The 7,423-nt window shown below is 66.3% G+C and carries 8 protein-coding genes; all 8 read right to left on the minus strand.

What is annotated here, in order from left to right:
- Window positions 1-113, minus strand: a 113-nt coding sequence (locus A9X01_RS31515) for a hypothetical protein (RefSeq protein WP_253849269.1), incomplete at its 3' end; no start/stop codon positions are given.
- Window positions 114-384: 271 nt separating this feature from the next.
- The gene (gene embR, locus A9X01_RS21095; RefSeq protein WP_065122617.1) at window positions 385-1,545 is read right to left on the minus strand and encodes an ATPase/transcriptional regulator EmbR; all 1,161 of its coding nucleotides are present in this window, start codon (window positions 1,543-1,545) and stop codon (window positions 385-387) included.
- A gap of 250 nt (window positions 1,546-1,795) precedes the next feature.
- Window positions 1,796-2,506, minus strand: coding sequence for a C39 family peptidase (locus tag A9X01_RS21100; protein WP_065122618.1), 711 nt, complete (start codon window positions 2,504-2,506; stop codon window positions 1,796-1,798).
- 96 nt (window positions 2,507-2,602) lie between these two features.
- Window positions 2,603-3,331: a C39 family peptidase gene (locus A9X01_RS21105; protein ID WP_065122619.1), complete on the minus strand. Its 729-nt coding sequence runs from the start codon at window positions 3,329-3,331 to the stop codon at window positions 2,603-2,605.
- A 118-nt stretch (window positions 3,332-3,449) separates the two neighbouring features.
- The gene (locus A9X01_RS21110; protein WP_065122620.1) at window positions 3,450-3,821 is read right to left on the minus strand and encodes a DUF4189 domain-containing protein; all 372 of its coding nucleotides are present in this window, start codon (window positions 3,819-3,821) and stop codon (window positions 3,450-3,452) included.
- 26 nt (window positions 3,822-3,847) lie between these two features.
- Window positions 3,848-4,579: an LppX_LprAFG lipoprotein gene (locus tag A9X01_RS21115; protein WP_065122622.1), complete on the minus strand. Its 732-nt coding sequence runs from the start codon at window positions 4,577-4,579 to the stop codon at window positions 3,848-3,850.
- Between the two features lie 62 nt (window positions 4,580-4,641).
- Window positions 4,642-6,546 (minus strand): ABC transporter ATP-binding protein, encoded by a 1,905-nt coding sequence (locus tag A9X01_RS21120; RefSeq protein ID WP_065122621.1) that lies wholly within the window; start codon window positions 6,544-6,546, stop codon window positions 4,642-4,644.
- On the minus strand, window positions 6,543-7,423 hold an 881-nt coding region (locus A9X01_RS21125), incomplete at its 5' end, for an ABC transporter ATP-binding protein (protein ID WP_155772202.1). The genes A9X01_RS21120 and A9X01_RS21125, both read right to left, overlap by 4 nt.

Here is a 7,423-nt window from a genome sequence, read left to right on the forward strand (position 1 = left end):
TTGACGGTGTGCTCGGCCTCGTAGACCTCGCCCATCCCGCCGCGGCCCAGCAACCGCTTGAGATGGTAGGGCCCGAACATCGAGCCCACCCGCGAGTCTGATGCCTCGCTCATCGCCGCTCCTCCTCCACCAACCCGAATCCCGCCGACACTATCAACAGCCGCCACGTATCGCATCGAACGCAACCACGGGTACAGCAACCATGACGGTAATCGGGACGGTGTGTGCTTGCCAATAAGCCCGCCGATAACGCGGTGGGCGCCGGCGCGCGGAAATTCCGCTGTGCGGGCCGATCATCCCGCCGCGTGCGACACCGCCGGAGCAGCCGAAAGTGGCCCGGAATCGCGTTGCGCCGAACGCGCTTTGACGCGCAGCGGGCAAACGTCAGGCTTGCGTCTGTGCGGCGATCCGGAAGGTGAACTCGTGATCACAGATTCCGATGTGGTCGCCGTCGCTGATCGTTGCGGCGACCCGGATCCGTTGGTGCCGCACGTGAACGCCATTCGATGACCGCAGGTCGTTGATGATGAAGTTGGTTCCCGTGTCGACGATGACGGCGTGGTGGCGGCTGACGTTTGCGCTGTCCAAGACGATGTCGTTGTCGCTGAGGCGGCCGATCCGGGTGGCCGCCGAGCGCAACGGGTAGTCGCGGCCGGTGGCGATTTCGTGCAGGTAGGCGGCCACCTTCTGGCGCGCGGCGTTGGTGCGCTGGTCGAGCGCCGTGACCGTGCCGACGGCAGTGACCTTGGCGTTCTGTTTCGCGTCCAACGGTTCCTGGCGCAGGATCCGGTCGTGCAGCGCGCGCAGTGTCGGGCCGGGGTCGATGCCCAGGTCGTCGGCGAGCGTGGTCTTCACCCGGCGAAAGGCGTTCAACGCATCCGACTGGCGATCGCTGACGTAGTAGGCCGTGATCAATTGCGCCCACAGCGGTTCCCGGTAGGGATGTTCCACCGTCAGCGACTCGAGTTCGGTGATAACCGCCGACGCGCGCCCACAGGCGATCTCGGCCTCCGCCTTGGCCGTGTGCGCAAGGATCTTGTCCTCGACCAGGGCGGTGGCGAAGGAGTCGACGAACTGGAAGTCCCGAAGGTCGTCGAGCACCGGACCGCGCCACTCGCCCAGCGCCGCCGAGAGGTGCCGACTGGCCTGCTCGAACCGGCCCGCCGCCGCGGCGTGCACGCCCGCCGTCTTCTCGGCGATGAATCGGCCCAGATCGCAGGTGGTTTCGGGGATGGTCAACCGGTACCCCGGCGGCGCCGCCGCCAACACCACCCGGGGGTCGGCCCCAGAGCCGCTGACCAGCTTGCGCAGATTCGATACGTAGGAGTGGATGCTGGCCCGCGCGCCGGATGGCGGCCATTCCTCCCAGAGTGCGGTGATCAGCGCGTCAATCCCGACCGGCCGGTTGCGGTTGATGACCAGCATGGCCAGCACCGCCCGTTGCTTGGGTGTGCCCAACGGCACCAGCATGCCGTCGATCTTCATCTCCAGCGGTCCGAGCACGCCGAACTCGAGACGTGTGTCGGTCATCGCGCTACCAGCCATTCAGGGTCCTCCGCGGCCTTCCGATGCCTTCGGATAGCGAGGTGCCAGTACGGCGCCCTTCTCGTCATTGTTTCCTGGTCCATATGGGTCTTGTCTATGGGGTGCGTCTGTCATTCTGCGGCATAGCGGCGGGAAGTTGGTGCATCCTGGGTGATTCGAGACCGACTGGTCGGTGACTCAAGCGCCGGTAGCGCCACGACGATTATCAGCACTCGGCACCAATTCGACTGTCCTGCAAGGGCGTGCAGCCTCATTTCACGGTAGGCGCAGTGACGAGCAGGTAGTAGTGGCTGGCGGCCCACGCCCGGGCGAACAGGTCCAGAGGCACCTGCTCGTCACGACCACGAGTCGTACCGCTGTCGTTGAGGTGCACCACGCCTTTGGCGCTGTCGACACCGGTGACCACGACCGCGTGGTCGGACAATGGGTTGCCGTCGTCATCCTTGTTCTCAATCGGTTCGCCCCAGATCATTTCGGCATTCACGCTGACCAGCACCGCGTGACCGCTGCCGAGGTACTGTTTGAGGGCGTCGATCCCGGTGGCAACGCCGTTTTTCGGGGCGCTGTCCGCGTCGGTCGTGTTTACAGCGACGCCGTAATGCCCTAGGAGCGTCGGGATGTCCTTGCGGCTGGTGCCGTTGCCCGAGTCCGGGTGCTGCGGGTCAGCTGGTTTGATGTAGATCGAGCCAGGGTGCACGCTGCTGGGAGTGGACTGGGCGACGTTGATGATGTCCTGCTCCGAAGGTTCGGTGCCGGTGATCTGCCCGACCAGGTCGGCGCTGGCCATCAGCACGCAGTCGTCATACGTCTGGTAGCGCCACCACTTGGCTGCCGCGGCCGGGTCGCCGTACATGATGCCGCCGGCGGAGGCGGCGGCCGGCGCGGCCAAGCCCAGGGTGACGGCGCCGGCCACCAGTGTCAGCACGGCGGCCTTGCCGACCTTGGTGATCCTGTCGGTCATGTCAGTGGTTCCTTCTCGTCGGGCAGTGTGGTGTAAGGGGTTGCGGGGCAGTCCTTTTCGATGCCCCAATGAATTCAGCCGGCAAATGCCCTGGCGCTAGGAGACTTTGCGCGTCTCGTCGGTGACGGTCATGAAGTTTCCGCTGGTGGCCCACGCCTTGACGAAGACGGCCATCGGAATCTGCTCGTCCTTGCCCTTCGGGCTGCCGCTGTCGTTGAGGTGCACGATGCCGTTGGCCGTGTCGACACCGGTCACCACCACGGCGTGGTCGGACCGGGGTTGGCCGTCGGCGCCGGTGTTCTCGATTGGCTGGTTCCAGATCATCTCGGCGTTGAGGCCGACGATCACCGCGCGGCCGCTGCCCAGGTATTCCTCGAGGGCTTCCATGCCGGTGGCGAGGCCGGTCCGGCCGGCGTTGTCGGCGTCGGTGTTCGTCGCGTGAATTCCGTAGTGCGCCAACAGGGTCGGCAGGTCGCCCGGGTTGGTGCCCATGCCCGAGTTCGGGTCGTTCTTGTCGGCCGGCTTGAGGTAGATCGAGCCCGGGTGCACGACGCTCGGGGTGTTCTGGGCGACCTTGATGATCGACCGCTCGGAGGGAAGGTCGCCGGTGATCTGGCCCACCACGTCGGCGCTGGACATGATGGCGCAGTCGTCGTACTTCTGGTGGCGCCAGTACTTGGCGACGGCCGCCGGGTCGCCGTACATGGTCGTACCGGCCCTGGTGGGGAACGCCTCGGCCGGAGCGGCGAGACCCAGCGCGACAGCGGCGGAGACGGTGGCGAAGAGTGCGGTCTTGGCCACCGAGGTGATGGTGAAGCTTTTCATCGTCGTGTCCTTTTCTCAGTGGTTCGCCGTCCGCGGGACGCGGAGTGGCTCGTTGAGAAAAGGTTCTGACGTTGGCCTATTCGTTATCTTTACGAATTCTTGGAGCGATCTCGACGCTTCAGTTACACGCCCAGGTGTCGATGTATCCGCCGCTGAGCTTGCTCAGGGCATCCTTCATGGCGGCGCTCAGGTCGGGCCCCGTCCCGCCCTGGTATTCGCGGTCTTTGGCCGCCACGGCGCCGCACGCGGTGAAGGTGGTCAGCACTTTGCAATCGGAGTAACCACAGGACTTCACTGCCGTTGCCTCGGCAGCCGCCTTCGTCGGGTAGGCGTGCGATCGTCCCCAGGAACCGTTGGCGGAGTAGGCGATTGCGCCGTAGGTGTCGGCGGCCTCGGCGGTGGGAGCCAGAGCGACGGTCACAGCGGCGGCGGCAGCCACGCGGGCGACAGCGTGGGCTAGCCGTCGCCGACGGGTGGTCTTCGTCGTCATGGGAAAGTCCTTTCCGGGAGCCGGCGCTAGACGGGTTTGGTGGCGGTGACCTGCTTGCCCCAATCGGACATGGTCAGCGTCACCGAGGTGTTCGAGGTCGGATTGATCTGGATCTGGACGAGGTGCGACGAGCCGTCCGAGGCCGTCCAGACGATCGTTGGCACCGTCGAGACGCTTTCGTCCGTCAAACGGGTACCGGCAAGGGTCGCCACATCGGTCGCAGAAGAGTTTCCGGTGATCTTGGTGGTCGCGACGCCGTTCACCTGCTGGCTGCCGGCCACCGACCCGTTCTGCAAATTGGTCAGCAGGTTGGCCAGGCCCTTGTTGGGGTCCAGCAGAACGGACACGTTGTAAATCGAAGCGCCGTTGCCGAAGTCGGTGTAGGAGCCGGGCTGTCCGAGGTCGGAGTACAGGTGACCGTCGACGTAGACGAAGTTGGCTTCCTCGCTCTTCTCCCCGACCTGGACCGTGGCGACTCCGGTGGCGACGGTCTGCGGGGTGTTGGAGACATCGCCTTCGAGCTTGGTGACGCGGATGTTGGGAACATCGCCTTGCACCGCCACGTTGACATGCATGCCGGTCACCTTGCGCATCACGTCGGCGGCCTGCTTGAGCAGCGTTGCCGCCTCGCCGCGGGTGGCGCTGGCCGTGCTTCCCGGCGATTTGGCGCCGTCGGAACCCTTTGAACCACAGCCCCCGGTCAGGGCGACGACGATCGCAAGTGCGGCGGCGGCAACGGTGCGAGGCGAAAGCTTCATCGACATCTCCTAATGTTGGCCGACTGCCGAGCTTAACGAGCCATGCGTGATGCCGAGCCGAATCAGGCGCGCGTCATTTCGTAGTACGCGCCACGGCGGGCGATCAATTCGGCGTGGCTGCCCTGCTCGACGACCCGGCCGGCTTCCACCACGACGATCCGGTCGGCATCACGGATCGTCGAAAGCCGATGGGCGATAATGAAACTCGTTCTGTCGCGGCGAAGTTCGCGGGTCGCACGGGCGATCAGCAACTCGGTGCGGGTATCGACCGAGCTGGTCGCCTCGTCCAGGATCAGCAGCTGGGGCCGGGCCAGGAACGCCCGGGCGATCGTGATGAGCTGCTTCTCGCCGACGCTGATGTTGCCGCCGTCGCCGCTGACCCGGGTCGCATAGCCGGCGGGCAGGCTGTGCACGAACCGGTCGACGTAGGCCGCCTTCGCCGCCGCGACGATCTCGTCCGGGGTGGCTTCGGGCCGTCCGTAGCCGATGTTCTCCTCAATCGTGCCGTCGAACAACCAGGTGTCCTGCAGCACCATGCCGATCCGCGACCGCAGCGCCTGCCGATCCAGCGTGGCGATGTCGACTCCGTCGAGGAGGATGCGGCCGGAGTCGACGTCGTAAAACCGCATCAGCAGATTGACCAGCGTGGTCTTCCCGGCGCCGGTCGGGCCGACGATCGCCACCGTGCTGCCGGGTTCGGCCGCCAGGGACAGGTCGTGGATCACCGGGTGGCCCGGCCGGTAGCCGAAGCTGACATGCTCGAACTCGACCCGTCCGGTTGCCGTTTCTGTCGGGGTCTGGCGGTGTTCTTCGGAGAGTTCCTCGGGCTCGTCGAGCAGGTCGAATACCCGCTCGGCGCTGGCCACTCCGGACTGCAGGGTGTTGTACATCCCGGCGACCTGGCCCACCGGGGTGTTGAACTGCCGGACGTATTGGATGAACGCCTGGATGCTGCCGAGGGTGATCTGTCCCGTCGCGACCTGCAGGCCACCCACCACCGCGACGCCGACATAGCCGAGGTTTCCGATGAACCCCGTCGCCGGTGCCACCAGGCCGGAGAAGAACTGGGCGCCGAAACTGGCGCGGTAGACGTCGCCGTTGAGCTTGCGGAACTGTTCGCGCGCGGCGGCCTGGTGGCCGAACGTCTTGACCACCGTGAATCCGCTGTAAGTCTCTTCGATATGGGCGTTCAGGCGCCCGGTGCTGGTCCAGTGCGCGACGAACAGCCGCTGCGAACGGCGGGTGATCGCTCGCGTCACCAACAGCGACAGCGGCACCGTCAGCACCGTGATGAGGGCAAGCAGCGGCGAGATCCACAGCATCATCGCCAGCACGCCGCCCACCGTCAGAACCGAGGTGACCAGCTGGCTGATCGTCATCGACAGCGACGCCTGCATGTTGTCGATGTCGTTGGTGACCCGACTGAGCAGCTCGCCGCGCTGCTGCCGATCGAAATAGGACAACGGCAGGCGGTGCACCTTGTCCTCGACGTCGGCCCGCAACCTGGTGATGGTCCGCTGCACGGTGACGTTCAACAGTCGGGCCTGCGACCAAAGCAACAGGGCGGCAAGCACATACAAACCGAGCGCCAGTGCCAATGTGCGCAACACCGCGCCAAAGTCCACCCCTTGGCCGGGCACCACGTGCGTCCCGGACAGCAGGTCCGCGAAGGTGTTGTCGCCGCGTGCCCTGGCGGCCGCGACGGCCTGCGCTTTGGTGACGCCGGCCGGAAGTTGCCGCCCGATCACGCCGTTGAACAGCAGATCCGTTGCGTGACCGAGGATTCTCGGGACGACGACGCCGATCCCCGTGCCGGCGATGCCCAGCGCGATCACCGCGATGCTCAACCGACGTTGCGGGGTGAGTCGGCGGATCAGCCGTCCCGCCGATCCCCGGAAATCGCGTGAGCGCATGTTGGGCGGCGCCGGCGCGGCCCCGCGCGGACGGGCGTTCATCGGCGCGGTCATTGCGCACCGCCGAGGACGGTGTTCACCGACTGCGAGGCGGCGAACTCGGCATAGGTGGGGCAGTCGACCAGGAGGGACTGGTGGCTGCCGGCTCCGACGATTCGCCCGTTGTCCAAGACGATAACGGTGTCCGCCTGGGCTGCGGTCGAAATACGTTGTGTGACAATGACTGTGGTTGCTTCGGCCGATTCCTCACGCAGCGCGCGGCGCACGCGCGCCTCGGTGTGCACATCGAGCGCGGAGAACGCGTCGTCGAACAGGTAGATGGCGGGGCGGCGGATCACCGCCCGCGCGATCGCCAGCCGTTGCCGCTGGCCGCCGGAGAAGTTGATCCCGCCCTGAGCGACGCGCATCTGCAGCCCGTGTGGGCGCACGAAGTCCTCCGCTCCGGCGACGCGCAACGCATCCCACATCTGCTCATCGGTGGCGTCGGCGGCGCCGTAGCGCAGGTTGTCCGCGACCGTGCCGCTGAACAGGTAGCCGCGTTGGGGGACCAGGCCGATCGTCGACCAGAGCCGCTCGGTGTCGTAGTCGCGGACGTCGATGCCGTCCACGGTGACGGTGCCGCCGCCGACGTCGTAGAGCCGGCAGATCAGCGACACCAGCGTCGACTTGCCCGCGCCCGTGCTGCCGACGACCGCGGTGCTGGTCCCGGGTTGTGCTTTGAACGAAATGTCCTGCAGCACTGGGCGGTCCGCGCCGGGGTAGGTGAACGTGACGGCGTCCAGCCGCAGCACGCCGGTGATTCCCTGGTGGGGGAAGCTGGGCTGTTCCGGACTCTGGACGGCGGGTTCGGTGGACAGCACCTCGGTGATGCGTTCGGCGCACACGGACGCTCGGGGCAGCACCACCAGCGTCATCGTTGCCATCAGCACCG

Origin of the sequence: Mycobacterium asiaticum, assembly GCF_001668675.1 — a bacterium.
Classification (GTDB): Bacteria; Actinomycetota; Actinomycetes; order Mycobacteriales; family Mycobacteriaceae; genus Mycobacterium; species Mycobacterium asiaticum_D.

Coding starts and splice junctions, on each gene's coding strand:
- embR (WP_065122617.1), bottom strand. CDS start 1,545: ATGGCTGGTAGCGCGATGACCGACACACGTCTCGAGTTCGGCGTGCTC.
- A9X01_RS21100 (WP_065122618.1), bottom strand. CDS start 2,506: ATGACCGACAGGATCACCAAGGTCGGCAAGGCCGCCGTGCTGACACTG.
- A9X01_RS21105 (WP_065122619.1), bottom strand. CDS start 3,331: ATGAAAAGCTTCACCATCACCTCGGTGGCCAAGACCGCACTCTTCGCC.
- A9X01_RS21110 (WP_065122620.1), bottom strand. CDS start 3,821: ATGACGACGAAGACCACCCGTCGGCGACGGCTAGCCCACGCTGTCGCC.
- A9X01_RS21115 (WP_065122622.1), bottom strand. CDS start 4,579: ATGAAGCTTTCGCCTCGCACCGTTGCCGCCGCCGCACTTGCGATCGTC.
- A9X01_RS21120 (WP_065122621.1), bottom strand. CDS start 6,546: ATGACCGCGCCGATGAACGCCCGTCCGCGCGGGGCCGCGCCGGCGCCG.